The sequence below is a fragment of the Frigoribacterium sp. PhB24 genome (assembly GCF_003755185.1).
Lineage (GTDB): Bacteria > Actinomycetota > Actinomycetes > Actinomycetales > Microbacteriaceae > Frigoribacterium.
Genome location: NZ_RKIC01000008.1, coordinates 1 through 1,165 on the forward strand (window position 1 = coordinate 1; position 1,165 = coordinate 1,165).

The 1,165-nt window shown below is 68.6% G+C and carries 1 protein-coding gene and 1 pseudogene; one reads left to right on the forward strand and one right to left on the reverse strand.

What is annotated here, in order from left to right; translation table 11 throughout:
- On the reverse strand, nt 1-404 hold a 404-nt coding region (locus EDF50_RS00610), incomplete at its 3' end, for a LysR family transcriptional regulator (protein WP_158612600.1).
- 69 nt (nt 405-473) lie between these two features.
- Here EDF50_RS00610 and EDF50_RS00615 point away from each other — a divergent pair.
- Nucleotides 474-1,165 (forward strand): annotated as a pseudogene (locus EDF50_RS00615) (C4-dicarboxylate ABC transporter); the annotation flags it as partial.

Consider the following 1,165-nt stretch of genomic DNA (forward strand, 5'->3'; position numbering starts at 1 on the left):
ACGACCCAGTCGCTGTTGCCCGATTCCAGGCGCACCCGGACACGATCCGCTGCCGCTGTCATCCAGCGGGGCATCAGCGCCTCTGACACCGTCTGGCTCGCCGCGACGAGGAGAGCGTCGGAGGCGCCGGCCATCAGGGTGTGCAGCGATCGTTCGAAGGTGGTCGCCGCCTCGAGCACAGGTCGGCCCCACTCGCACACCAGGAGTCCGTGCTCGGTCAGCGCCGAGCCCGCCCGAGAGCGGACGAGCAACGTGCGACCCAGCCGCCGCTCGGCGCCCGTGATGCGAGACGACGCCGCCTGCTGGCTGATGCCCACCGATGTCGCGGCACGGCCCAGACTGCCCGATCTCGAGATCGCCTCCAGCAGTCGGAGCGTCTCGAGATCAACAGGGAGTCCGGTCACAAGGATCGATTGTGACACCACAAGCATCCGCCCGTATCGGCAGCCGGACGCACGTACGAAGATCGAGGCATGCCTGCCGCGATCACACCGACTGTCGCCCCTCCCCGCACGCGCGGTCTGTTCCGCCAGCTCGAGCACCGCGGGCAGATCGTGTCGAACCTGACCCCGAACTGGTTCGCGTCGATCATGGGGACCGGCATCGTCGCCAACGCCGCGGCGACCCTGCCGTTGCAGTTCCCGGGGCTGCGCCCGGCCGCGACCATCGTCTGGGCACTGGCCAGCGTGTTGTTGGTCGCTCTCAGCACAGCGACCGTCATGCACTGGGTGCGTTACCGAGCCACCGCGCGGGGGCATCATCTCAATCCGGTGATGGCGCACTTCTACGGGGCACCGCCCATGGCGCTGCTGACCGTCGGCGCGGGCACCCTCCTCTTGGGCAAAGACGTCCTCGGTACGCCCCTGGCGGTCGGCATCGACTGGGTGTTGTGGACCATCGGCACGGTGCTCGGCCTCGTCAGCGCGATCGCGGTCCCGTACCTGACGTTCACCCGGCACGACACGGCCCCCGACAGTGCGTTCGGCGGCTGGCTCATGCCCGTGGTTCCCCCGATGGTGTCTGCCTCGACCGGTGCGCTGCTGCTGCCCTTCCTGCCCGCGGGGCAGGCGAGGCAGAACATGCTCTGGGGGTGCTACGCGATGTTCGGCTTGTCGTTGCTGGCGTCGATCGTGATCATCACGCTGATCTGGTCACGCCTGGCCCA